Annotated in this window: 24 protein-coding genes and 1 pseudogene; 23 read left to right on the plus strand and 2 right to left on the minus strand. The window is 70.6% G+C overall.

Annotation, left to right across the window (positions count from 1 at the left end; all coding sequences use genetic code 11):
- The first annotated feature begins 85 nt into the window (after positions 1-85).
- Positions 86-664: a hypothetical protein gene (locus ABZY20_RS26350; protein ID WP_356444256.1), complete on the plus strand. Its 579-nt coding sequence runs from the start codon at positions 86-88 to the stop codon at positions 662-664.
- Positions 665-724: 60 nt separating this feature from the next.
- On the opposite strand, the gene ABZY20_RS26355 is transcribed toward ABZY20_RS26350, so the two are convergent.
- Positions 725-1030, minus strand: a complete 306-nt coding sequence (locus tag ABZY20_RS26355; RefSeq protein WP_356444258.1) for a ferredoxin — start codon at positions 1028-1030, stop codon at positions 725-727.
- Positions 1031-1276: 246 nt separating this feature from the next.
- On the opposite strand from ABZY20_RS26355, the gene arc reads away from it, so the two are divergent.
- The 6 genes and pseudogenes from arc to prcA all read left to right on the plus strand — a co-directional run bounded on the left by arc (position 1277) and on the right by prcA (position 7217).
- Positions 1277-3043: a proteasome ATPase gene (arc, locus tag ABZY20_RS26360; RefSeq protein ID WP_356444260.1), complete on the plus strand. Its 1767-nt coding sequence runs from the start codon at positions 1277-1279 to the stop codon at positions 3041-3043.
- Between the two features lie 234 nt (positions 3044-3277).
- Positions 3278-4789: a depupylase/deamidase Dop gene (gene dop / locus ABZY20_RS26365; RefSeq protein ID WP_356444262.1), complete on the plus strand. Its 1512-nt coding sequence runs from the start codon at positions 3278-3280 to the stop codon at positions 4787-4789.
- A gap of 178 nt (positions 4790-4967) precedes the next feature.
- Positions 4968-5186, plus strand: a complete 219-nt coding sequence (locus ABZY20_RS26370) for a ubiquitin-like protein Pup (protein WP_094055289.1) — start codon at positions 4968-4970, stop codon at positions 5184-5186.
- A gap of 308 nt (positions 5187-5494) precedes the next feature.
- Positions 5495-5596: pseudogene (locus ABZY20_RS26375) on the plus strand (recombination endonuclease VII); the annotation flags it as partial.
- The gene (gene prcB, locus ABZY20_RS26380; RefSeq protein ID WP_356444470.1) at positions 5593-6393 is read left to right on the plus strand and encodes a proteasome subunit beta; all 801 of its coding nucleotides are present in this window, start codon (positions 5593-5595) and stop codon (positions 6391-6393) included. The pseudogene ABZY20_RS26375 and the gene prcB, both read left to right, overlap by 4 nt.
- 68 nt (positions 6394-6461) lie before the next feature.
- The gene (gene prcA, locus ABZY20_RS26385; protein ID WP_356444264.1) at positions 6462-7217 is read left to right on the plus strand and encodes a proteasome subunit alpha; all 756 of its coding nucleotides are present in this window, start codon (positions 6462-6464) and stop codon (positions 7215-7217) included.
- Between the two features lie 373 nt (positions 7218-7590).
- Here the strand turns inward: prcA and ABZY20_RS26390 are convergent, their stop codons facing one another.
- Entirely contained in the window at positions 7591-8601 is a 1011-nt protein-coding gene (locus ABZY20_RS26390) for a LacI family DNA-binding transcriptional regulator (protein ID WP_356444266.1), read from the minus strand.
- 89 nt (positions 8602-8690) lie between these two features.
- Here ABZY20_RS26390 and ABZY20_RS26395 point away from each other — a divergent pair, with 89 nt between their 5' ends.
- The 16 genes from ABZY20_RS26395 (at position 8691) to ABZY20_RS26470 (ending at position 24543) form a co-directional block, all read left to right on the plus strand.
- Positions 8691-9950 carry an MFS transporter gene (locus tag ABZY20_RS26395; RefSeq protein ID WP_356444268.1) on the plus strand — a complete coding sequence of 420 codons (1260 nt, stop codon included), beginning with the start codon at positions 8691-8693 and terminating at the stop codon, positions 9948-9950.
- 9 nt (positions 9951-9959) lie between these two features.
- Positions 9960-11321: a Pup--protein ligase gene (gene pafA, locus ABZY20_RS26400; protein ID WP_356444270.1), complete on the plus strand. Its 1362-nt coding sequence runs from the start codon at positions 9960-9962 to the stop codon at positions 11319-11321.
- 131 nt (positions 11322-11452) lie between these two features.
- Positions 11453-12454 (plus strand): FKBP-type peptidyl-prolyl cis-trans isomerase, encoded by a 1002-nt coding sequence (locus tag ABZY20_RS26405; RefSeq protein WP_356444272.1) that lies wholly within the window; start codon positions 11453-11455, stop codon positions 12452-12454.
- Positions 12455-12516: 62 nt separating this feature from the next.
- Positions 12517-12888 (plus strand): FKBP-type peptidyl-prolyl cis-trans isomerase, encoded by a 372-nt coding sequence (locus ABZY20_RS26410; RefSeq protein WP_019754140.1) that lies wholly within the window; start codon positions 12517-12519, stop codon positions 12886-12888.
- A 129-nt stretch (positions 12889-13017) separates the two neighbouring features.
- Entirely contained in the window at positions 13018-13995 is a 978-nt protein-coding gene (locus tag ABZY20_RS26415; RefSeq protein ID WP_356444274.1) for a WYL domain-containing protein, read from the plus strand.
- Between the two features lie 19 nt (positions 13996-14014).
- Positions 14015-15094, plus strand: a complete 1080-nt coding sequence (locus tag ABZY20_RS26420) for a WYL domain-containing protein (protein ID WP_356444276.1) — start codon at positions 14015-14017, stop codon at positions 15092-15094.
- A gap of 100 nt (positions 15095-15194) precedes the next feature.
- Positions 15195-15488, plus strand: coding sequence for a hypothetical protein (locus ABZY20_RS26425; RefSeq protein ID WP_356444278.1), 294 nt, complete (start codon positions 15195-15197; stop codon positions 15486-15488).
- An 81-nt stretch (positions 15489-15569) separates the two neighbouring features.
- The gene (locus ABZY20_RS26430) at positions 15570-15764 is read left to right on the plus strand and encodes a hypothetical protein (RefSeq protein ID WP_356444280.1); all 195 of its coding nucleotides are present in this window, start codon (positions 15570-15572) and stop codon (positions 15762-15764) included.
- Positions 15765-16023: 259 nt separating this feature from the next.
- A complete protein-coding gene (gene tatA, locus ABZY20_RS26435) occupies positions 16024-16308 on the plus strand; it encodes a Sec-independent protein translocase subunit TatA (RefSeq protein ID WP_356444281.1) in 285 nt (94 codons plus the stop codon).
- A gap of 47 nt (positions 16309-16355) precedes the next feature.
- A complete protein-coding gene (gene tatC, locus ABZY20_RS26440) occupies positions 16356-17318 on the plus strand; it encodes a twin-arginine translocase subunit TatC (RefSeq protein WP_356444283.1) in 963 nt (320 codons plus the stop codon).
- Positions 17319-17349: 31 nt separating this feature from the next.
- The gene (locus ABZY20_RS26445; RefSeq protein ID WP_356444285.1) at positions 17350-18240 is read left to right on the plus strand and encodes a diacylglycerol kinase; all 891 of its coding nucleotides are present in this window, start codon (positions 17350-17352) and stop codon (positions 18238-18240) included.
- 78 nt (positions 18241-18318) lie between these two features.
- The gene (locus ABZY20_RS26450) at positions 18319-21168 is read left to right on the plus strand and encodes a DEAD/DEAH box helicase (RefSeq protein ID WP_356444286.1); all 2850 of its coding nucleotides are present in this window, start codon (positions 18319-18321) and stop codon (positions 21166-21168) included.
- A gap of 325 nt (positions 21169-21493) precedes the next feature.
- The gene (locus ABZY20_RS26455) at positions 21494-23140 is read left to right on the plus strand and encodes an ATP-binding protein (RefSeq protein ID WP_356444288.1); all 1647 of its coding nucleotides are present in this window, start codon (positions 21494-21496) and stop codon (positions 23138-23140) included.
- The gene (locus ABZY20_RS26460) at positions 23137-23544 is read left to right on the plus strand and encodes a roadblock/LC7 domain-containing protein (protein ID WP_215122510.1); all 408 of its coding nucleotides are present in this window, start codon (positions 23137-23139) and stop codon (positions 23542-23544) included. Before ABZY20_RS26455 ends, ABZY20_RS26460 begins: the two co-directional genes overlap by 4 nt.
- Positions 23541-23942 carry a DUF742 domain-containing protein gene (locus tag ABZY20_RS26465; RefSeq protein WP_356444290.1) on the plus strand — a complete coding sequence of 134 codons (402 nt, stop codon included), beginning with the start codon at positions 23541-23543 and terminating at the stop codon, positions 23940-23942. The genes ABZY20_RS26460 and ABZY20_RS26465 overlap by 4 nt, the downstream gene beginning before the upstream one ends.
- Entirely contained in the window at positions 23923-24543 is a 621-nt protein-coding gene (locus ABZY20_RS26470; RefSeq protein WP_356444292.1) for an ATP/GTP-binding protein, read from the plus strand. Before ABZY20_RS26465 ends, ABZY20_RS26470 begins: the two co-directional genes overlap by 20 nt.
- The last annotated feature ends 9 nt before the right edge of the window (positions 24544-24552 follow it).

Raw genomic sequence — 24552 nt, forward strand, 5'->3', positions numbered from 1 at the left:
CACACCCCGCCGTTCCCTCGCCGTGTGACGTGTGGCACCATCTTGGCCACCCCACCACCGGCACAGCCCTCAGGAGACACTCCTAGTGCAGCCTTCCGCGGTCCCGGAGCTCGCCCACACCCACACCCGTCCCATCCACTGGCTCGCCACGGCCACGGCCGTCGCCGGTGTGGTGGCCCTCTCCTCGGTACTCCAGCCCGGCGCGGCGACGGCGGCACAGCCGGCCGCCCCCGAGACCAGGAGCGCCCCGGCACAGCTCGCCCCGCCCGACCCGGCCGCGGTGACGTTTCCCCTCGAATGCGGACCGGTGCGGGCCGTGGTGAAGGAGAAGGCCTCCGGAGACCTGGACGGCGACGGCAGCCCCGAGACGGTGGCGGTCGTCCACTGCGACTCCCCGATGGGCACCCCGCCCGACGGCGTCTACGTCCTCACCCGGGACGGCGACAGCGGCAAGCCGCGCGTGGTGGCCACCCTGCTCGACCCCGAGGACCGCAACACGGTCGGGGACTTCGCCCTGCGGGACGGCGCCGTCACCGCCACCGTCCTCGGCTACTCCTCGACCGACGTGCCGCGTTGCTGCCCCGACGTGAAGAGCGACGTGAAATGGCGTTGGCAGGACGGCGCGTTCGTCCGCTCGGCACCCTCCGAGGCCCGCAGCGTGTGAAGCCCGCGTGGTGGCGGTGTGTGAGATATCAGACAGCAGTAACCGAACGTGGAGAACTGGTCACTCGGCGTCCGGACCGTACACCTCGGCCCTGTCCGAAACCCGACGTACGTGGATGCACTCGCCCGGACATTCCTTGGCGGAGTCGATCACGTCGGTGAGAAGCGGCAGCGGTACGGGCGTTGTCGCGCCCTTGCCCTGGAGCAACTCGTCGTCGGGGCTCTTCACATAGGCCAGACCGTCGATGTCCAGCTCGAACACCTCGGGCGCGTACTGCGCGCAGATGCCGTCACCGGTGCACAGATCCTGGTCGATCCAGACCTCCAGTGCCTCGCCCTCGACCCCGGCCTCCTGCTGCACGCTCATGTCTCCTGCCGTTTCATGCGTCGAGCCGCACCGGGAATCCGGCCAGCTCTGACGGGTGTTGAACGCTTCGACCCTACCCCCGGCTGGGTTCCCGTCACGTTCGCTGGGTATCCCCCTGGCGTGAGGGAGAGCGCAAGGGTGAAGATCGGACACACCCCGACCGTCTTTGTGATCTAGGGGTTTCAATCGACACCCGCCCAGGTAGGGTCTGGAAGCGTCCAGCTCCCCTTGGAGGAGGTGAGGACCGTGGCAGCCCACGACGACGACATGAACCGCGGCATCCGCCCGGGACGCGGGTCCGACGACCCGGCCGGGCAGATCGCCTACCTTGAGCAGGAGATCGCCGTCCTGCGACGCAAGCTCGCCGACTCTCCGCGACACACGAGGATTCTCGAAGAGCGGATCGTCGAGCTGCAGACCAATCTGGCCGGCGTGTCCGCACAGAACGAGCGACTCGCCAACACGCTCCGTGAGGCCCGCGACCAGATCGTGGCCCTCAAGGAGGAGGTCGACCGGCTCGCGCAGCCGCCGGCCGGCTTCGGTGTCTTCCTCACGGCGAACGAGGACGGCACGGCCGACATCTTCACCGGAGGCCGAAAGCTCCGCGTGAACGTCAGCCCGAGCGTCGATCTGGAAGAGCTCCGGCGCGGCCAGGAAGTGATGCTCAACGAAGCGCTCAACGTGGTCGAGGCCATGGAGTTCGAGCGCGTCGGCGACATCGTCACCCTCAAGGAGATCCTCGAGGACGGCGAGCGGGCCCTGGTGCTCGGGCACACCGACGAGGAGCGGGTGGTGCGGCTCGCAGAGCCGCTGCTGGACGTCACCATCCGCCCCGGCGACGCCCTGCTCCTGGAGCCCCGCTCCGGCTACGTCTACGAGGTCGTGCCGAAGAGCGAGGTCGAGGAACTCGTCCTCGAAGAGGTCCCCGACATCGGCTACGAGCAGATCGGCGGTCTCGGCGGCCAGATCGAGGCCATCCGGGACGCCGTCGAGCTCCCCTACCTCTACCCGGACCTGTTCAAGGAGCACGAGCTGAGGCCGCCCAAGGGCGTCCTCCTCTACGGACCGCCCGGATGCGGCAAGACGCTGATCGCCAAGGCCGTGGCCAATTCGCTGGCCAAGAAGGTCGCCGAGGTGACCGGCCAGGCCGCCGGCAAGAGCTTCTTCCTCAACATCAAGGGCCCCGAGCTGCTCAACAAGTACGTCGGTGAGACGGAGCGGCAGATCCGTCTCGTCTTCCAGCGGGCCCGTGAGAAGGCCAGCGAGGGCACGCCCGTCATCGTCTTCTTCGACGAGATGGAGTCCCTCTTCCGCACCCGCGGCTCCGGTGTCAGCTCGGACGTGGAGAACACCATCGTCCCGCAACTGCTCGCCGAGATCGACGGTGTGGAGGGCCTGCAGAACGTGGTCGTGATCGGTGCCTCCAACCGTGAGGACATGATCGACCCGGCCATCCTGCGCCCCGGCCGGCTGGACGTGAAGATCAAGATCGAGCGTCCGGACGCCGAGGCGGCCAAGGACATCTTCGGCAAGTACCTCACCGAGCGCCTCCCGCTGCACGGCGAGGACCTCGCCGAGCACGGCGGCTCCAAGGCCTCCACGGTCCAGAGCATGATCCAGACCGCCGTGGAGCAGATGTACGCCGAGTCCGAGGAGAACCGCTTCCTGGAAGTCACCTACGCTAATGGTGACAAGGAAGTCCTTTACTTCAAGGACTTCAATTCCGGCGCCATGATCGAGAACATCGTTGGCCGTGCCAAGAAGATGGCGATCAAGGACTTCCTCGAGAAGAACCAGAAGGGCCTCCGCGTCTCCCACCTCCTCCAGGCCTGCGTGGACGAGTTCAAGGAGAACGAGGACCTGCCGAACACCACCAACCCCGACGACTGGGCCCGGATCTCCGGAAAGAAGGGCGAGCGGATCGTGTACATCCGTACGCTCATCACCGGAAAGCAGGGCGCGGACACCGGACGCTCCATCGACACGGTGGCGAACACCGGTCAGTACCTGTAAAAGGCAGGGCGGCTGCGGGTGCCCTCGGCGGGTACCCGCAGCCGACTGTTTTTCAGGCCACGGCTGGAGCAACGCAATGACGCAAATGATCTCCCCACCAGCGCAAAGGCGTTCTAGGCTCTTCCGTACCGCCGAGTCGCGCAGTGCGGGGACGGGCACCGCACACGCAACCGAGCGCCAGCGGTATCTGAGTGGCGCCCACGACCGAGGGTGCCGCCGGGCAAGGAGGGCCGCATGACCGTACGGCGAGTAATGGGCATCGAGACGGAGTACGGGATCTCCGTCCCCGGCCATCCCAACGCCAATGCCATGCTCACCTCGTCCCAGATCGTGAACGCCTACGCGGCGGCGATGCACCGGGCCCGCCGGGCCCGCTGGGACTTCGAGGAGGAGAACCCGCTGCGGGACGCGCGAGGCTTCGACCTCGCCCGCGAGGCCGCCGACTCCAGCCAGCTCACGGACGAGGACATCGGCCTGGCCAATGTGATCCTCACCAACGGCGCACGGCTCTACGTCGACCACGCGCACCCCGAGTACAGCGCCCCCGAGGTGACCAACCCGCGCGACGCCGTCCTCTGGGACAAGGCGGGCGAGCGGATCATGGCCGAGGCCGCGGAACGGGCCGCCCAGCTGCCCGGTGCCCAGCCGATCCACCTGTACAAGAACAACACCGACAACAAGGGCGCGTCCTACGGCACGCACGAGAACTACCTGATGAAGCGGGAGACCCCCTTCTCGGACATCGTGCGCCACCTGACGCCGTTCTTCGTCTCCCGCCAGGTCTTCACCGGAGCGGGCCGCGTCGGCATCGGCCAGGACGGCCACGAGCACGGCTTCCAGCTCAGCCAGCGCGCCGACTACTTCGAGGTCGAGGTCGGCCTGGAGACGACGCTGAAGCGCCCGATCATCAACACCCGCGACGAGCCGCACGCGGACGCCGAGAAGTACCGGCGGCTGCACGTGATCATCGGCGACGCGAACCTGTCGGAGATCTCGACCTACCTCAAGCTGGGCACGACCTCGCTGGTGCTGTCGATGATCGAGGACGGCTTCATCGCCGTGGACCTGGCCGTCGACCAGCCCGTGCGCACCCTCCACCAGGTCTCGCACGACCCCTCCCTGAAGCGCCTGGTCACGCTGCGCAGCGGGCGGACGCTCACGGCGGTCCAGCTCCAGATGGAGTACTACGAGCTGGCGCGCAAGTACGTGGAGGAGCGGTTCGGCGCCGACGCCGACGACCAGACCAAGGACGTGCTGTCCCGCTGGGAGGACACCCTCACCCGTCTGGAGCACGACCCGATGAGTCTGGCCGGCGAGCTGGACTGGGTCGCCAAGCGGGAGCTGATGGAGGGCTACCGGCGCCGCGACAACCTCGACTGGGACGCGGCCCGGCTGCACCTGGTCGACCTGCAGTACGCCGACGTGCGGCCCGAGAAGGGCCTGTACAACCGTCTGGTGGCCCGCGGGCGCATGAAGCGGCTGCTGGACGAGGCGGATGTCGAGCGGGCCCGTACGACGCCACCCGAGGACACCCGTGCCTACTTCCGCGGCCGCTGCCTGGAGCAGTACGCGGACGACGTCGCGGCGGCCTCCTGGGACTCGGTGATCTTCGACCTGCCGGGCAGGGACTCCCTGCAGCGCGTTCCAACCCTGGAACCGCTTCGCGGAACGCGTAATCACGTCAAGGAGCTCCTGGACCGCTGCCGTACGGCGGAAGACCTGGTCAGGGTCCTGTCCGGGGGGTGAGCGCGCATCCCGGGTACTCGGGCGGTGCCCGCCGGGCAGGGTGGAAAAGCCCTGGTCCGGGAATCATCGAGGTGGTCCCCGTACGTTGGAGCAACTACGGGGCCATTGTCAGACCCGGCGAGTAGGGTCTGATCTTGACCGAGCAACTGTGTCGGGCGAACCGAGCGGGGTGAGGGATATGGCGACCAAGGACACCGGCGGCGGACAGCAGAAGGCCACCCGGTCCACCGAGGAGGTCGAGGAGCAGGCGGCGGAGTCGCAGGCCTCCGAGGACCTCAAGGAGCGTCAGGAGAAGCTGAGCGACGACGTGGACTCGGTTCTGGACGAGATCGACGACGTCCTCGAGGAGAACGCCGAGGACTTCGTACGGTCCTTCGTTCAAAAGGGTGGCCAGTAAGGCGCCTTTGCCTTCATTCCGAAGGTGAACGGAATGCGCAGGTAACGGACGGGCGAAGCGCGGAGCGCTGTGCGCGGGGCAGCCGGTGAGGCGGCGCCTTCGTGTGCGGCGCTCCGGGCGTCGGTGGCGTCCGCGGCCGTGCGGCCCGTCCGCCCGCGCGGCCCGTCCGTGCGGCGGGCAGCCGTCCCGGACAAGTGCGCCGTCGCTCCGGCGGAGTTGGAGCCGCCGGGCATGTGGATCACCGGCGGAGGGCGGGTAGGGTCCCTGCCATACCGTGCCCCCGGTCGCAACCGGGCCGGGGCTGTTCCAAGGATCGGCCCGACGTCACAGGGCGGGCTGTCGCTTACGTGGAAGGAATCGCGTGGAAGCCAACACTCGTAGCACCGGGCGTCTACCAGCTGCCTTCCTGACGCCAGGGTCCTCCTCCTTCATGGACTTCCTGTCCGAGCATCAGCCGGAGATGCTGCCCGGCAACCGGCAACTGCCCCCCACCCAGGGCGTGATCGAGGCCCCGCACGGGACCACGATCGTCGCCGTGACGTTCCCCGGCGGTGTCGTCCTGGCCGGTGACCGGCGGGCGACCATGGGCAACGTCATCGCGCAGCGGGACATCGAGAAGGTCTTCCCCGCCGACGAGTACTCGGCGGTGGGCATCGCCGGCACGGCGGGCCTGGCCGTGGAGATGGTGAAGCTGTTCCAGCTGGAGCTGGAGCACTTCGAGAAGGTCGAGGGCGCGCAGCTGTCGCTGGAGGGCAAGGCGAACCGGCTGTCGACCATGATCCGCTCGAACCTGGGCATGGCCATGCAGGGGCTGGCGGTCGTCCCGCTGTTCGCCGGGTACGACGTGGACCGGGAGAAGGGGCGGATCTTCTCCTACGACGTGACGGGCGGGCGCTCCGAGGAGCAGGGCTACGCGGCCACGGGTTCCGGTTCGATCTTCGCCCGCGGTGCGATGAAGAAGCTCTACCGGAACGACCTGAGCGAGGCCGAGGCCACGACTCTGGTGGTCCAGGCGCTCTACGACGCGGCAGACGACGACTCGGCGACCGGTGGTCCGGACGTCGCCCGCCGGATCTATCCCATCGTCACCGTGATCACCGAGGACGGCTTCCGCAGGCTCTCCGACGGCGAGGCGTCCGAGATCGCGCGCTCGATCCTGGAGCGGCGTCTGGAGCAGCCGGACGGTCCGCGCGCCGCGCTGCTGTGAGCGGCCGGCTCTCCTGACGAGGTGGTCCAGTGAATCGACGCAATCCTGAAGAGAGGGACGGATAACCGGTGTCGACGCCGTTCTATGTCTCACCCCAGCAGGCGATGGCCGACCGGGCGGAGTACGCCCGCAAGGGCATCGCCCGTGGACGCAGCCTGGTCGTGCTGCAGTACGCCGACGGCATCGTGTTCGTCGGCGAGAACCCGTCCCGTGCGCTGCACAAGTTCAGCGAGATCTACGACCGGATCGGCTTCGCGGCCGCCGGCAAGTACAACGAGTACGAGAACCTCCGGATCGGCGGTGTGCGCTACGCCGACCTGCGGGGCTACACCTACGACCGGGAGGACGTGACCGCCCGGGGCCTGGCGAACGTGTACGCGCAGACGCTGGGCACGATCTTCTCCAGTTCGGCGGAGAAGCCGTACGAGGTGGAGCTGGTCGTCGCGGAGGTCGGGGAGACGCCCGAGGGCGACCAGATCTACCGGCTGCCGCACGACGGATCCATCGTGGACGAGCACGGCTCGGTCGCGGTGGGGGGCAACGCGGAGCAGATCAGCGGCTACCTGGACCAGCGCCACCAGGACGGCATGACGCTGGCCGAGGCGCTGAAGCTGGCGGTGCAGGCACTGTCCCGCGACACCAACGGCAGCGAGCGGGAGATCCCCGCCGAGCGGCTGGAAGTGGCGGTGCTGGACCGTACGCGCCCGCAGAAGCGCAAGTTCAAGCGCATCAGCGGACGCCAGCTGTCCCGGCTGCTGGAGGCGGGCGGGGCGGCGTCGGCGTCCGCCGCCGAGTCGGACTCCGAGGAGGAGTCCTCCGAGTAGTCCGTGTGGAAGTGGCGCGCCCCGGCTGTCGCGAGCCCGCGAGCCGGGGCGCGCTGTCGTGTGCCTGTGGCGGCCTGTGCGGCGTGGGTGGGGGTGCGTGTCGCGCGTTGCGCCGGGGTGTGGGGCGGGGCCGCGCCGGGGGGGGTGTCCGTCCTCGGATCGGCGCGATGGGGTTGCGTGCCGGCTGACTGTTCTTCGACGCGCCGACCGCTGCGGGCGGACACCCCCCCCGGCACGTCCCCTTCCGTGCGTGCGCGGGTGCGGGTCCGCCCCGCTGCCGGCATGCGTGCCGCCGAGGGCGGCGTGGGCGCGGCGGCACCCCGCTTCGCCGGGTGGCGCGATGCCCCGGCCTCAGCCGCGGTGCCGGGTGTCGCTACGCGGGCCGCGCCGTTGAGCCCCGTACCACCAGTTCCACCGGGATGTCGCCGCCCTCGGGCGTACGGCCCTCCAGTACGGCCAGGAGCGCCTGCATCCCGCGCTCCCCGAAGCGTTCCGCGTCCAGGCGGATGGTCGTCAGCTCCGGGTCGATCGCCGTGGCGAGGGCCAGGTCGTCCAGGCCGGTGACCGACAGGTCGTCGGGGATGCGCAGGCCGAGGCGGCGGGCCGCCTTGTAGACGCCGGCGGCCAGCTGGTCGTCGTCGCAGACCACGGCCGTGGGACGGGCGCCGGAGGGCGACAGGGCGGTGTGCGCCGCCGTCACCGCGCCCGCGATGGAGATGGGGGAGTGGGCCGTGGTGAGCGACGTGCCGGCCACGGCGCGCAGCCGGGACGCGAGCTCCCGGGCGCGTACCTCGAAGGTCCACGACGGCACGTCCGCCGCCAGGTGGAGGAAACGGCGGTGCCCCAGGGCGAGGAGGTGCTCCGTGACCTGGCGGACGCCGTCGGCGATGTCCAGGTTCACCGTCGCCGCCCCGAGGCTCCCCGCAGGGTCGCTGTCCAGCATGACGAGGGGGAGCGCCTCGCCGCGGATCGCCGTCAGGGCGTCCGCGGCCATGGACGAGGCGATGACGCCGTCCAGTGCGGCCTGCGCGGAGGCGAACGGGTCGCGGGCGGGGCCGATGCCCTCGGGGGAGGGGTAGAGGACCACGCCGAAGCCGTGCTCGGCGGCGACGCGGGTCGCGCCCGTGTAGACGCCGGCGAAGAACTCCGTGGTCAGGGCCGGGACCACCAGCAGGACCGTGCGCGTGCGGCCCAGGCGCAGGTGGCGGGCGGCCAGGTTCGGGCGGTAGCCCAGGTCGCGGGCGGCCTCGCGGACGCGCTCGGCGGTCGTCTCGGAGACGCGTCCGCGCCACTTGTCCCCGAGGACCAGGGAGACGGCCGCCTGGGACACGCCGGCGGCCTGGGCGACGTCCCGGCTCGTGGGGCGGGTGCTGCCTCGTGCCACCGTCGGACCGCTCCTTCGTCTGGACTCGTGAACAGCGGCCATGGTACGTATGGAAGCCGAAGTTATACGTAAAACTTGAGCGGGGGGACATGGCCACCGGATACCTGGAGATCCTCCGGGCGCGACACGCCGCCCGGCTGCTCGCCGGCACGCTGGTGGGGCGGCTGCCCTGCGCCACGGCGCCGATCGCCATCGTGTTGTTCGTCCGGGCCGAGGGCGGCTCGTACACCCTCGCGGGCGCGCTGGCGGCCGTGTACGGCCTCGCCAACGCCGTGGGGCAGCCCGTGCTGGGGCGGCTGGTGGACCTGCGGGGACAGCCGCGCGTGCAGCTGCCCGCCGCGGTCCTCTCCGCGCTCGCCATGGCCGTGTTCGCCTTCGGCGGGATCGGGCCGCTGCCGCTCGCGTACGCGGCCGTCGCGGCGGCCGGGCTCTTCACGCCGCCCCTGGAGGGCGGGCTGCGCGCCCTGTGGCCTTCGGTCCTGCGCAAGGAGGGCCAGGTGCACACGGCGTACGCGATGGACGCCGTGGCCCAGGAGGTGATGTTCACCGTCGGGCCGCTGCTGGTGACGCTCTGCGTGTCCCTGTGGTCCGCCCAGGCCGCGCTCCTCGTGCTGAACGTGGTGGGCGTGCTGGGAGCGCTGTCGGTGGTGGTGTCGCCGCCCTCGCGCGCCTGGCGCTCGGCCCCGCGCGAGGCCCACTGGCTCGGCGCGCTGCGCTCGTCGGGACTGCTGGCCCTGCTCGCGGCGTTCCTGTTCATCGGCATGGCGCTGGGGTCCATCACGGTCGCCTCCGTGCCCTACGCCGACGCCCACGGGGGCGACGCCGTGTACGGCTGGCTGATGGCGGCCCTGGGGTTCGGGGCGCTGGTCGGCGGCGCGGCCTACGGGGCACGCCAGTGGGCCGGTGAGCCCGCGCGGCGACTGCAGGTGCTGGTGGCGCTTCTGTTGGTGTGTTACCTGCCGCTGACGCTGATGCCGGACGCGGTGCCCATGGTGGCGCTGACGGCGCTCGCCGGGGTCTTCCTCGCGCCCGCCATCGCCTGCGCGTTCGTCCTGGTCGACCGGCACGCCCCGCGCGGCACGGTCACCGAGGCGTTCTCCTGGCTGGTGACCACGTTCACCGTGGGCCACTCGGTCGGAACGGGCGTGGCGGGACCCGTCGTCGAAGCGGGCGGGGCCCTGTGGGGCTTCGCCGTGCCGTCCGTCGCGGCCGGCGTGTCCCTGCTGGTTTTGACCGCCACAGGACGGGTAGTCGCAGCTCCCGGCCAGGGAGCGGTCGTTGCGGCCGGATCGGAAAATGATCCGAACCGTGCCCTCGAACCCCGTTTCAGTTCAGGGGATCGGGCGTAATGTTCCCTCATGGACCGCCGCATTTTCGGGCTGGAGAACGAGTACGGCGTCACGTGCACGTTCAGGGGACAGCGCCGCCTGTCTCCTGACGAGGTGGCGCGGTACCTCTTCCGCCGTGTCGTGTCATGGGGCCGCAGCAGCAATGTCTTTCTGCGAAACGGCGCCCGCCTCTATCTCGACGTGGGATCGCATCCGGAATACGCGACACCCGAATGTGACAACGTGATCGAACTGGTCACCCACGACAAAGCCGGCGAGCGCATTCTCGAAGGACTCCTGGTGGACGCCGAACGACGCCTGCACGAGGAGGGAATCGCGGGCGACGTCTACCTCTTCAAGAACAACACCGATTCGGCGGGCAACTCCTACGGTTGCCACGAGAACTATCTCGTGGCGCGGCACGGGGAGTTCTCGCGTCTCGCGGACATCCTGATCCCGTTCCTGGTCACGCGGCAGCTGCTGTGCGGCGCCGGCAAGGTGCTGCAGACACCGCGCGGGGCCGTGTACTGCGTCAGCCAGCGGGCCGAGCACATCTGGGAAGGGGTCTCCTCGGCGACGACCCGGTCCCGGCCGATCATCAACACCCGCGACGAGCCGCACGCGGACGCCGAGCGCTACCGCCGCCTGCACGTCATCGTGGGCGACTCGAACATGTCCGAGACGACCATGCTGCTCAAGGTCGGCGCCACCGACCTGGTGCTGCGCATGATCGAGGCGGGCACGGTGATGCGGGACCTGACCCTGGAGAACCCCATCCGGGCCATCCGCGAGGTCAGCCACGACATCACCGGCCGCCGCAAGGTCCGCCTGGCCAGCGGCCGGGAGGCCTCCGCCCTTGAGGTGCAGCGCGAGTACTACGAGAAGGCGCTGGACTTCTGCGAGCGCCGCGGCATCCGCACCGGGACGGTGGAGCAGGTCCTGGAGCTGTGGGGCCGCACACTGGACGCGATCGAGACCGAGGACCTCGACCGCATCGGCACCGAGATCGACTGGGTCATGAAGTACAAGCTCATCGAGCGGTACCGCAGCAAGAACAACATGACCATGTCGCATCCGCGGGTCGCGCAGATAGACCTCGCCTACCACGACATCCACCGCCGTCGTGGGCTGTACTACCTGCTCGAGAAGAAGGGCCAGGCGGCCCGGATCTGCAACGACCTGAAGATCTTCGAGGGCAAGTCCGTCCCGCCGCAGACCACTCGGGCCCGGCTGCGCGGCGACTTCATCCGCAGGGCCCAGGAGCAGCGGCGCGACTTCACGGTCGACTGGGTCCACCTCAAGCTCAACGACCAGGCGCAGCGCACCGTCCTGTGCAAGGACCCGTTCCGTTCGGTGGACGACCGGGTGGAGAAGCTGATCGCCGGAATGTGACGAAACCTGCCGGCGTGAAAAATCGCCGGAACGCCACACGGGCGCCGCACGTTACCAGTGCGGCGCCCTGCTCACGCCGTAGAGTTGCGCGCACTCCATCCACGAGATCAACCGATTACGAGGCCCCCACAGTGCGCCGACGCTCACTACTCCTCTCCGTACCCGCCGGCCTGGCCACGCTCGCCGCGTGCGGCGACGACAAGTCCGACTCGAGCAAGGCCAGCGACAGCCCCTCGCCCTCGGCGCCCGCCACGTCCGCGGCCCCGCCGCCCAAGATCGTCGACGGGCCGCTCCCCGCGGTCACGGCAGGCACCGGGTTCGACGAGAAGCCGACGGTCGCCAAGGGCAGCGGTGAGCCGTCGAAGGACCTCGCGGTGAAGACGCTCATCGCGGGCAGCGGGCGCACCGTCGCGGAGAACGACTTCGTCGTCGCGAACTACCTGGGCCAGATCTGGAGCACCGCCAAGGTCTTCGACAACTCCTACGACCGCAAGACCCGCCTGGCCATCCAGCTGGCCCAGGGCCAGATCATCGACGGCTGGCGGTACGCGCTGGCGGGCAAGAAGGCCGGCAGCCGCGTCGAGATGGCCGTCCCGCCCACCTGGGGCTACGGCGAGCAGGGCAACGCGCAGGCGGGCATCAAGGGCACCGACACCCTGGTCTTCGTCGTAGACGTGCAGGACACGTTCAACTCCACCAGCTCCGCCAAGGGCAAGGAGGTCCCGCAGGACGACGCGGACCTGCCCAAGGTCGGCACCAACACCGACGGCAAGGCCCCCTCCATCGAGGTGCCCGACGCGACCGCCCCCAAGGAGCTCGTCGCGGAGTACGTCCTGGAGGGCGATGGCGAGAAGGTCGCCGCCGCCGACAGCGTCCTGGTGCAGTACAAGGGCGTGCTGTGGGACGGCGGCAAGGAGTTCGACTCCTCCTACGCCAACAAGCAGCTGGTGTCGTTCTCGCTCCAGCAGGTCGTCAAGGGCTGGGCGCAGGGCCTGACCGGCAAGAAGGTCGGCAGCCGGGTGCTCATCGTCATCCCGCCGAAGCTGGGCTACGGGGACAACCCGCCGCAGGGCAGCGGCATCAAGAAGGACTCCACGCTGGTCTTTTCGGTGGACATCCTCGCGAAGCTGTGACCCCTCGCGGGATGTAAGACTGTGCGTGTTCGCCTTTTCGCAGACAAGCAGGAGCTAGAGACGTGAGCATCGACAAGCCCGAGATCGACTTCCCGGGCGGCGAGCCCCCGGCGGACCTCGAGATCAAGGACATCTGGGAGGGCGACGGCCCGGTCGCGCAGGCCGGCCAGACCGTCACCGTGCACTACGTCGGTGTCGCCTTCAGCACCGGCGAGGAGTTCGACGCCAGCTGGAACCGCGGCACCCCCTTCCGCTTCCCGCTGGGCGGCGGCCGGGTCATCAAGGGCTGGGACCAGGGCGTGCAGGGCATGAAGGTCGGCGGCCGCCGCCAGCTGACCATCCCCGCCCACCTCGCCTACGGCAACCAGAGCCCGACCCCGGCGATCAAGCCCGGCGAGACGCTGATCTTCGTGGTCGACCTGCTCGGGGTCTGAGCAAGGTACGAACAGACCCGATCACGTGGGGCCCATGCCTGTTCGGGCGTGGGCCCTCGGCTTTTGCCGGGCCACCGCGGGGCGGTACGGTCGACCTCGTCAAGCACCATAGGGAGGCGAAGGGCGTCGATGGCCATTGCCAAGGCCGAGCGGCTGATGAACCTGGCGCTGTGTCTGCTCGGGACGCGACGTCCGCTCAGCAAGCGCGAGCTGCGTGACTCCATCGAGGCCTATGTCGAGGCCTTCGGGCCGGGCAACGGCGCGTCCGGGTCCGACGACTCCTTCAACCGCATGTTCGAGCGCGACAAGGACGACCTGCGCGAACTCGGACTGGTCATCGAGACCGTCGAGAGCCTCGACGGCGAGATCGGCTACCTGGCCCGCCGCGACAGCAACCGCCTGCCGCCCATCACCCTGGACGCCGAGGAGGCCGCCGCGCTCGGCCTCGCCGCCAAGGTGTGGCAGCAGGCCCGGCTCGCCGGCGCGGCCAGCGGCGCCCTGCAGAAGCTGCGCGCCGCGGGACTCCCCGAGGACGTCGACCCGTACGGGTCGCACGGCGCGCTGGAGCCGCGGATCCCCGTGCACGAGGCGGCGTTCGAGCCGCTGATGCTGGCCTGCCGGGACCGCCGCCCGGTCGTCTTCGACTACCGCAAGGCGACCGCCGCCCACCCCGAGCAGCGGCATGTGGAGCCGTGGGCCCTGGAGTGCTGGCGGGGCCACTGGTACCTCGCGGGCTGGGACCGCGACCGGGGCGCCGAGCGCGTCTTCCGGCTGTCCCGGATCACCGGCAAGGTCCGCTCCCGCGGCGGCCGCTACACCGCCGACGTGCCGGACGTCGTCACGGTCCGGGAGACCGTCGCGGGCTGGGCGGGGGAGATCGCCGACCGTTCGGCCCGGATCCGGCTGCGCGCGGACGCGGGGTACCCCCTTCGGGCGAAAGCCACCGCCGTCCGGGAACTCGGCGGCGGCTGGGACGAGTTGGAGATTCCGTACGGCCACGGGCTGGACGCCTGGCTGGTGGAGTTCGGGCCCGACGTGGTCGTGCTGGAGCCCGCCGAGCTGCGGGCCGACGTGGTGGACCGGCTGCGCGCCGTGGCCAAGGGCTGAGGGGGAGCGGAGCAAGACAGTGGCAGGCAAACCGGTCAGGCCCGTGAACGCCATCGACCAGACCCGGCGGATGCTCTCGCTGGTGACCTATCTGAGGGAGCGCCCCGGAGCGCGCGTCGAGGACGTCGCGCGCGCCTTCGGCATCACCGAGGACGAGCTGGTCTCCGACCTCGACGTGCTGCCCATGTGCGGCACCAGCTTCCGCGGCGGTGACCTCCTCGACATCGACACCGACGGTGAGCGCATCTGGTGGCACAACCCGGCCGCGCTGGCGGCGGAGGCCGCCGAGCCGCTGCGGCTCGCCGCCGACGAGGCCACCGCGCTGCTCGTCGCCGCCCGGGCGGTGGCCACCCTGCCCGGACTGCGCGAGAGCGACCGGCAGGCGCTGCTGCGGGCGACGGCCAAGGTGGAGACCGCGGCCGGGGAGGCGGCCGGCGCCAGCTCGCGGCTGTCGGTGACCTTCGAGTCCGAGGGCGGCGTCTTCGCGGACGTCGACCGCGCGATCGCCGAGCGCCGCCGCCTGTGGATCCGCTACTACTCGCCCGCGCGCGACGAGGTCACCGAGCGGGAGATCGACCCGATCCGCCTGGTCAGCGTCGGGCACACCTACGTCGAGGCCTGGTGCCGCCGCTCGGAGGCGCGCCGGACCTTCCGCCTGGACCGGGTCGCCGAGATCAGGATCCTGGACGAGCCGTCGGCGCCCCCGGAGATCGAGCTGCGCGACCTGTCGGAGGCGCTGGTGCAGCCGGCCGCCGAGGACCCGGAGGTCGTGATCGAGGTCGGCCCGGGCGGCCGCTGGGTCGCGGAGTACTACCCGCACGACAGTGCGGATGAGCTTCCGGACGGCGGGCTGCGTATCACTCTGCGGACACCCGATCCCACGTCGCTGCGCCGCCTGGCGCTGCGGCTCGGCCGGGACGGCCGGATCGTGTCACCGCCGGAGCTGGCCGACAGCGCCCGGCGGGCGGCGCGCGAGGCGCTGGCGGCGTACGACGGCATCGAGGCGGGCGGCGCGGCGGACACGGCCGGGCCGCCGGAGCCGGTGGCGGTGCCCGTGGCGCACGCGGCAGCGGACGGGCCGGACGGCGGACCCGTGTGAGCAGAGGCGCCCACCGGCGCCGGCGGCCCGGCGCGGGCGTGCGGGGCCGGCGGCCGTGCCGCCCCGGAGGCGGACGACCCCAGGAAGAGGAGCGAGGGCTGTGAGCGAGTCGGCGACGTCCGGTGTGCGGGGCATGACGGTGGAGTCCGCGTTCTCCGGGATGAGAAGCGTGGCCCCGGTGGTGTTCCGGGCGGGCTGCCCGGACTGCCGGGAGCGCTTCGAGCTGACCGCGGGCGCCCTGCGCCTGGCCATCGGCGCCTCCAGCCGTACGACGTTCTACTCCTTCACCTGCCCGGCGTGCGGCGCGTCGGTCCGCAAGCCCGCGGGGGAGCGGATCGTGGAACTGCTCACCGGTGGCGGCGTGCGGACGCTGCGGCTGCACTCCACCGTCTGAAGGACGGGGACGGCCCGCGGGGCGGACGCCGTTCAGAGGGTCGGGACGGCCCGCCCGTCCGGACGGTCTAGGCTCGACGTCATGTTCTGGCCGATGTTCGCGATTGCTCTGGGGTTCGTGGGTCTCGCCGTGCTCGGGGTGCTCGCCGTGCGGGTCTTCCTGGAGGCACAGCGCCTGGGCAGGCAGGTCACGGACTCGGCGCGCCGCATCAGCCGGGCCGCCGAGGACCTGGAGCGGGCGGCGGAGAGCGCGGCTCGTTCCGTGGACGCCCTGTGAGTCGTCCGACAGGCGCCTGTGAGTTGCGCTTTGGGGCACTTCGCCCTGTCACCTGTGGGCTTGGGACAGGTACGCTGCTGGTCGCGACCCGGTTAACGAGGCACTGGTCGCGGACGGGAGTACGCACAGGGGATGCAGAGGGATTGCCTCACGTTCACCCCCGAGCGTTACGATCGCTGCCAGCACGATCGTTCGGACAGGTGTCCGACCGGTCGGACAGCATCCCACCACAGCCGCCTCGGTGAGAAGGTAAAGACTTATGTTCGGAAGGCTCGGAGCCCCCGAGATCATTCTCATCCTCGTCGTCATCATCCTGCTGTTCGGCGCGAAGAAGCTTCCGGACATGGCTCGGTCGCTCGGCAAGTCGGCCCGCATCCTCAAGAGCGAGGCCAAGGCGATGAAGGACGAGAACAAGTCCTCCACGACCCCGGCCGGCCCGCCCAACACCGACGAGCAGCCCTCGCAGCGCACGATCCAGGCCGCGCCCGGCGACGTGACCAGCTCCCGCCCGGTCAACGAGCCGACGGACACGACCAAGCGCTGACGCAGGGCCGGTGACCTCCGGCCCGCCGCACGAGATGGGAACGTGGGTTGCTGAAGTCTGCCCGCAAGAAGGAGAGGGACCCCGAGGGGCGGATGCCCCTCGCGGAGCACCTTCGCGAGCTTCGCAACCGGCTCGCCAAGGCGATTTTGGCGATCGTCGTCGTCACGGTCTTCGCCGCCTTCTTCTACAACGACATCATCAACTTGATCACCGAGCCGATCCTCGACTCGGTCGGCTGTGAGAAGACCTTCGCGGAACTGGCCAGGTCGCAGGTGGGCACCGAGCCGTGTGCCCAGATCACCATCAATGGCCTGCTCACGCCCTTCACGCTGGCGCTGAAGGTGTCGCTGATGGCCGGTGTCGTGCTGGCCTCGCCGGTCTGGCTCTACCAGCTGTGGGCCTTCGTCGCGCCCGGTCTGCACCGGCACGAGAAGAAGTACGCCTACGCCTTCGTCGGCACGGGCGCCCCGCTGTTCCTCGCCGGCGCCTACTTCGCGTACACGGTGCTCCCCACCACCGCGAAGGTGCTGCTCGAATTCACCCCGGGCGGCACGTCCAACCTCCTCCCGCTGGACGACCTGCTCGACCTCGTCATGCGGATGGTGCTCGTCTTCGGCCTCTCCTTCGAGCTGCCGCTGCTGCTGATCATGCTCAATCTCACCGGGGCGATCACCGGCAAGCGCATGCTCGGCTGGTGGCGCGGCATGGTCATGGGCATCACGGTCTTCGCGGCCATCGCCACGCCCAGCACCGACCCGCTGACCATGCTGGCGCTCGCCGGGCCGATCTGGATCCTGTACTTCGGTGCCACGCTCTTCTCCCTGCTCAACGACCGCCGTCGCAGCCGTCGCGAGGCCCTCGGCCCCGCCGACGACGAGGCCTCCGAGCTGGATCTCACGCCCGAGGACATCGGCGGGATCGAGCCCGTGACGACCAGCCGCGCGGCGCTGCCCGAGCAGGCGACCTCGGACCGCTCGGACCGGGTCAACGGTTATGACGACGTGACCTGAAGATCGCCGGGCAGCTCGTAGGGTCTCTCCCGTGACCAGCGAGATCACCCTCTTCGTCAACCCCACCGCGGGCCGCGGCCGGGGCGCCCGCGCGGCGCAGCCGGCCGCTTCCGCGTTGCGGGCGGCCGGCTTCTCGGTCCGCACCGTGCTCGGGGAGGACGCCCCGGACGCCCTCAGGCGGGCGCGTGCCGCCGTCGCGGGCGGCACCGGGGCGCTGATCGCCGTGGGCGGCGACGGCATGGCCAACCTCGCCCTGCAGGCAGTCGCGGGCACGCGCACCCCGCTGGGCCTGGTCGCCGTCGGCACCGGCAACGACTTCGCCCGCGCCCTCGGCCTGCCCGTACGGCAGCCGGCCGCCGCGGGCCGGATGATCGCCGACGCGCTCAAGTGCGGCCGGCTCCGCGACATCGACCTCGGGCAGGCCGGTGACCGCTGGTTCGGCACCGTCCTGGCCTCCGGCTTCGACTCCCGCGTCAACGACCGCGGCAACCGCATGGGCCGGATCGCCGGCCGCTTCCGGTACGAACTCGCGATGATCCCCGAGCTGGCCGCGTTCCGGCCCCTGCCGTACCGGATCCGGCTCGACGACGGCGAGGTCCGCGAGCTGGAGGCGACCCTCGTGGCCGTCGGCAACGGCCCGTCCTACGGCGGCGGCATGCGGATCTGCCCCGGCGCCGACCTCACCGACGGGCTGTTCGACATCACCGTGGTCGGGGACTGCGACCGCGCGACGCTGCTGCGGGTGTTCCCGCGGGTCTACCGGGGCACGCACGTCGAGCATCCGAAGGTGACCGTGCTGCGGGCCGCCCGGGTCGAGCTCGCCGCCGAGGGCATCACGGGATACGCGGACGGGGAGCCGCTCGGTCCGCTGCCGCTGAGCGCGCGCTGTGTGCGCGGGGGCGTGCGGGTCGTCGGCCCCTGAGGCCCGCCTGGCCCGCACGCCCGGCCCGCCGCCCCTGAGCTGCGCCGTTCCCCGGTCCCACGGGCACGGATCCGGATAATGATCGTCCTGTTGTCAGTGCGGCCCGGTACGCTCGAAAGCACGATGACAGAGGATCTCTCACCGGCCGAGCGGTACGCGGCAGCCCGTAAGCGCGCTGCCGAGCAGGCCACCGCGCTCGCCTCCTTCCGCGAGATGTACGACTTCGGCCTCGACCCCTTCCAGATCGAGGCCTGCCAGGCGCTCGAGGCGGGGAAGGGCGTGCTGGTCGCCGCGCCCACCGGCTCCGGCAAGACGATCGTCGGCGAGTTCGCCGTCCACCTCGCCCTCGGGCAGGGCAGGAAGTGCTTCTACACGACACCCATCAAGGCGCTGTCGAACCAGAAGTACGCCGACCTGTGCCGCCGCTACGGCACGGAGAAGGTGGGCCTGCTCACCGGCGACAACAGCGTCAACTCCGACGCCCCGGTGGTCGTGATGACCACGGAGGTGCTGCGGAACATGCTGTACGCCGGTTCCCAGACCCTCCTGGGCCTCGGCTACGTGGTCATGGACGAGGTGCACTACCTCTCCGACCGCTTCCGGGGCGCCGTCTGGGAAGAGGTGATCATCCACCTGCCCGAGTCGGTCACGCTGGTCTCGCTGTCGGCGACGGTGTCGAACGCCGAGGAGTTCGGCGACTGGCTCGACACGGTCCGCGGCGACACCGAGGTGATCGTCTCCGAGCACCGGCCCGTGCCGCTGTTCCAGCACGTGCTGGCCGGGCGGCGGATGTACGACCTGTTCGAGGAGGGCGAGGGCCAGAAGAAGGCCGTCAACCCCGACCTCACGCGCATGGCGCGCATGGAGGCGAGCCGGCCGTCGTTCCAGGACCGCCGGCGCGGACGGTCCATGCGCGAGGCCGACCGCGAGCGCGAGCGCAGACAGCGCTCCCGGGTGTGGACGCCCAGCCGCCCCGAGGTGATCGAGCGGCTCGACGCCGAGGGGCTGCTGCCCGCCATCACCTTCATCTTCAGCCGCGCCGCCTGCGAGGCCGCCGTCCAGCAGTGCCTGTACGCGGGCCTGAGACTCAACGACGAGGAGGCGCGCGAGCGGGTCCGCTCCCTCGTCGAGGAGCGCACCGCGTCGATCCCCCGGGAGGACCTGCACGTCCTCGGCTACTACGAGTGGCTTGAGGGCCTGGAGCGCGGCATCGCCGCCCACCACGCGGGCATGCTGCCGACCTTCAAGGAGGTCGTCGAGGAGCTGTTCGTGCGCGGCCTGGTCAAGGCCGTGTTCGCCACCGAGACGCTCGCCCTGGGCATCAACATGCCCGCTCGCTCGGTGGTGCTGGAGAAGCTCGTCAAGTGGAACGGCGAGCAGCACGCGGACATCACCCCGGGCGAGTTCACCCAGCTGACGGGCCGGGCCGGGCGGCGCGGCATCGATGTCGAGGGCCACGCCGTGGTGCTCTGGCAGCGCGGCATGAACCCCGAGCACCTGGCGGGCCTGGCCGGCACGCGCACGTACCCGCTGCGGTCCAGCTTCAAGCCGTCGTACAACATGGCGGTCAACCTGGTCGAGCAGTTCGGCCGGCACCGCTCGCGCGAGCTGCTGGAGACGTCGTTCGCGCAGTTCCAGGCGGACAAGTCGGTCGTCGGCATCTCGCGTCAGGTGCAGCGCAACGAGGAAGGGCTGGAGGGCTACAAGGCCTCCATGACCTGCCACCTCGGCGACTTCGAGGAGTACGCGCGGCTGCGCCGCGAGCTGAAGGACCGGGAGAACGAGCTGGCCCGGCAGGGCGCCGCGCAGCGGCGCGCCGAGGCCGCCGTGGCGCTGGAGAAGCTGAAGCCCGGCGACGTCATCCACGTGCCCACCGGCAAGTACGCGGGCCTGGCGCTGGTGCTGGACCCGGGCCTGCCCGCGGGCCGTTCGAACGGCCACCGCGGCTTCGACCACCACGACGGTCCGCGCCCGCTGGTGCTGACCGCCGAGCGGCAGGTCAAGCGGCTGGCGTCGATGGACTTCCCGGTGCCGGTCGAGCCGCTGGAGCGGATGCGCATCCCGAAGTCCTTCAACCCCCGCTCCCCGCAGTCCCGTCGGGACCTGGCGTCGGCGCTGCGCACGAAGGCCGGGCACATCCCGGCCGACCGGCACCGCAAGCGGCGCTCCCAGGCGGCCGACGACCGCGAGATCGCCCGGCTGCGCACGGCGCTGCGCGCCCACCCCTGCCACGGGTGCAACGACCGCGAGGACCACGCCCGCTGGGCCGAGCGCTACCACCGGCTGCTGCGGGACACCTCCCAGCTGGAGCGCCGGATCGAGGGCCGGACGAACACCATCGCCCGGACGTTCGACCGCATCGTCGCGCTGCTGACCGAGCTGGACTATCTGCGCGGCGACGAGGTCACCGAGCACGGCAAGCGGCTGGCCCGGCTCTACGGCGAGCTGGACCTGCTCGCCAGCGAGTGCCTGCGCGAGGGCGTCTGGGAAGGGCTCGGCCCGGCCGAACTCGCCGGGTGCGTCTCGGCGTTGGTGTTCGAGTCGCGCGCCGGGGACGACGCCATGGCGCCGAAGCTGCCGTCCGGGAATGCCAAGGCCGCGCTGGGCGAGATGGTGCGCATCTGGGGGCGGCTGGACGCGCTGGAGGAGGAGTTCCGGATCACCCAGACCGAGGGGGTCGGGCAGCGCGAGCCGGACCTCGGCTTCGCCTGGGCCGCCTACATGTGGGCGGGCGGCAAGGGGCTCGACGAGGTGCTGCGCGAGGCGGAGATGCCGGCGGGCGACTTCGTGCGGTGGTGCAAGCAGGTCATCGACGTGCTGGGGCAGATCGCGGCGGCGGCGCCGCAGGGTTCCTCCGTGGTGAAGAACGCCCGCAAGGCCGTCGATCTGCTGCTGCGGGGGGTCGTCGCCTACTCGTCGGTGGGGTGACCGTCCTCCCGGATCCGGCCTCGTACTGAAGCCCGCTCACCCTCACGGTGAGTGGGCTTTCGTACGCCCGTTCGTGATGACGTAGCGCATTCGAACGATGTCTCAGCGTGTAAACGGGTGAGCCTACTATCCCTTCACGGCCGGTTTCCGGCAGATGCGGAATATGACACGGCGATGATCCGGTCGGACTAAGCTCGCCCGCAGCGCACCAGCTTGATGTGGATTCGTGCGCTTGTTCCCCCATGTGTGGAAAGTCCGACTGCTTGATGACATACCCCCCAGCAAGTCCCCTTGAACCCCAGCCGACGTCTGTCAGAAGGCCTACATGGTGAGTGTTCAATCCCCTCCCGTCCGCGGTGAACTTCCCTACGCCCGCGTGCTGCTGCTGCCGGCCATAGCGATGGCCGCGGCGACCGGGGCCGCCGTCGCCCTGGTGTCGGCGCCGGCCCGGCTCGCCGTCGGCTGGCTGGGCGGCATCGCCACCGTGCTGGTCGTCGCCACGGCGGCCGAGGCGGTCCGCCGCGGCCGTGTCCTGCGCAGGCGGCAGGGCGAACACGCGCGCCAGAGCGCGCAGTTGCAGCAGCGGATCGCCGCGCACGAGACCGAGTTCGCCCGTTTCTCCCGGGAGATCTTCCCCGCCGCGCTGACGCTGCTGCGCTCCGGGGAATCCCCCAGGGAGGCGATGCGCAAGATCGGTGTCGCCAACCCCGCCTACCGCGACCTGCCCGCGCCGCTGGCCGAGACGCTGCTGACGGTGCTGAAGATCGTCGACACCGAAGTGACCATGCGTGACGCCGCCGCCCGGTCCTTCGTCAGTGTCGCCCGCCGCGTCCAGGCGATCATCCACCAGCAGGCCGAGGAACTCCGGGAGATGGAGGAGGACCACGGGCGCAACCCCGAGGTCTTCGACGACCTGCTGCGCATCGACCACGGCAACGCCCTGATCGGCCGCCTCGCCGACTCGGTCTCCGTCCTCGGCGGCGGCCGGCCCGGGCGGCAGTGGCCCGAGCCCGTCTCCCTCTACAGCACGCTGCGTGGCGCCATGTCCCGCATCCTGGAGTACCGGCGCATCCAGCTGGCCTCCATCGCGAAGGTCAGCGTCAAGGGCATCTACGTCGAACCGGTCATCCACGCCGCCGCCGAACTCCTCGACAACGCCACGCGCTACTCGCCGCCCCAGACCAAGGTGCACGTCACCGCCACCGAGGTGCAGACCGGCGTCTGCATCGAGATCGAGGACGGCGGCGTCAACCTCAACGAGGAGGCCCGCGCCCGGATCGAGGGCATGCTGGAGGCCGCCAAGGCCGGCGTCGACCTCCAGGACATCGGTGAGCACCCGCGCCTCGGCCTCGCGGTCGTGGGCCGTCTGTGCACGGCGTACAACATGCAGGTCTCGCTGCGCGCCTCCGCCTACGGCGGGGTCCGGGCCATCCTCATCGTGCCCAGCGAGATGATCACGCACGCACCCGGTGTGGGTCTCGCCCACGGCATCGGCGCCACCGGCATCCCCATGAAGGTCGGCATCCCCGAGGGGCCGAAGCGCACGCCGAAGAAGCGCCGCCCCACCAGCCCGCGCATCCCCGAGACGGTGTCCCTGGAGGACGACGACGTCCCCGAGGTCACCGAGTGGACGCCGAACGGGCTGCCGCAGCGCCGCAGCCGCGTGAAGACCCCGCTGTCCGAGCGCCTCGCGCAGCAGGCCGCCAACGAGAAGGCCGACCGCGAGGCCGCCGAACGCGGCGAGCACAACCCCTGGGCGGCCCACGAGCCGGAGCCCGAGACCAAGCCGCTGCGCGACATGTCGGCCCCCGACGCCCCCGGCAAGGGCCTGGAGGCCTTCTGGGAGGGACTCAAGCAGGGCATCGAGCCCGGCACCCACCCGACCGACTTCATCAGGAACCCGACCAAGTACCTGCACCTGATCAACGACCCGGCCCCCACCGAGGCCGATGACGAGGGGGACCTCAAGTGATCCAGCAGCGCGGCAACTTCGACTGGATGCTCAAGCAACTCGCCGACGGCGTCCCGGGCATCGAGATGATCGTGGTGCTCTCCGCCGACGGCCTGCGCATCGCCCGCCACGGCGGAGAGCCCGACGCCGCCGACCGCGTCGCCGCGGCCTGCGCCGGCCTGCAGTCCCTCGCGGGCAGCATCTGCCAGGAACTCACCGTCGGCGACGGCGAGATGAAACTCGTCATGATCGAGATCGACCGAGGCTACTTCTACCTGATGAACGCGGGCGCCAACGCCTTCCTCGCGGTGCTCTCCGACGTCCGGTGCGAACCGGGCCGGATGAGCGCGATGATGCGTGACCTGGTCGTCCGGATCGGCGGCCACCTCACCAGCCCGCCCCGGCGGAACGGGCAGATCGTATGACGCCTCCGCAACGCCAGAGGCGCGACCCCACGGCACAGCCGGCCACGCCCGAGGAGGGCGAGGGCAAGGTCAGAAACCCCGAGCGGATGTACGTGGTGGCCGGCCCGGACGGTGAACGGGCCGAACTCGACCTGGTGACCTTAATCGTGGCGCGTGCCGCGGACCCGCCGCCCTCCGCTTCCCCCGAGCAGGCGGCGCTGCTCCGGCTCTGCGCCGCCCCCCTCTCCGTGGCGGAGCTGTCGGCCTACCTCAACCTGCCGTTCAGCGCGATGGGCGTGCTGCTCACCGAGCTGCTGACGGCGGAGCTGGTGCAGGCACGCTCCCCGATCGTCCGACGACAGGCGGTCCCCGACCGTTCCCTCCTCGAAGCGGTGATGCATGGACTTCAAAGGCTCTGACACCATCCCGGGCCCCCGGGCCGAGGATCAGCTGCCCCACACGGCTGAGGCCGCGGCCAAGATCGTGATCGTCGGCGGGTTCGGCGTCGGCAAGACGACGATGGTCGGCTCGGTCAGCGAGATCAAACCGCTGACCACCGAGGAGACCATGACGCAGGCCGGCATCGGCGTCGACGACAACTTCGGCTCCGCCACCAAGACGGCCACCACCGTCGCCATGGACTTCGGCCGGATCAGCATCACCGAGCAGCTCGTGCTCTACCTGTTCGGCACGCCCGGGCAGCAGCGCTTCTGGTTTCTGTGGAACGGCCTGTTCGAGGGCGCGCTCGGCGCGGTGGTGCTCGTCGACACCCGGCGGCTGGAGGTGAGCTTCGACGTCATGGGGCGCCTGGAGGAACGCGGCGTGCCCTTCGTCGTCGCCATCAACTCCTTCCCCGACGCGCCCCGTTACCCCATCGAGGAGCTGCGCACGGCCCTCGACCTCGCCCCGGACATCCCGATCATGGAGTGCGACGTGCGCCGCCGCGCCTCCAGCCGGGACGTCCTGATGACCCTCATGCGCTTCCTGCACTCGCTCGCCCTGCAGGGCTCGCTCACCTGATCCCGTATC

Source organism: Streptomyces sp. NPDC006624, from assembly GCF_040611555.1.
GTDB lineage: Bacteria > Actinomycetota > Actinomycetes > Streptomycetales > Streptomycetaceae > Streptomyces.